At 66.7% G+C, this 237-nt stretch carries 1 protein-coding gene; it reads left to right on the plus strand.

Annotation, left to right across the window (positions count from 1 at the left end):
- Positions 1 to 46 precede the first annotated feature (46 nt).
- On the plus strand, positions 47 to 237 hold a 191-nt coding region (locus SB773_RS34515), incomplete at its 3' end, for an AAA family ATPase (RefSeq protein WP_410595039.1).

Here is a 237-nt window from a genome sequence, read left to right on the forward strand (position 1 = left end):
GGGGTTAGAGTAGTCCGGCACGCCGGGCGAGAGGGAAGGGGAGGTCATGGTCCGTCCTTCGCTGTCGCCTGAGCAGCAAGCGGTGTTCGACCTCATCGAGAACACCCGTGAGCACGTGTTCGTGACCGGCCGCGCCGGGACGGGCAAGTCGACGCTGCTGAACCACCTGTCCTGGAACACGGACAAGTCGCTGGTGATCTCGGCTCCCACCGGGGTGGCGGCGTTGAACGTCGGCGG

Source organism: Bacillus sp. SIMBA_074, from assembly GCF_046534555.1.
Lineage (GTDB): Bacteria > Bacillota > Bacilli > Bacillales > Bacillaceae_G > Bacillus_A > Bacillus_A mycoides.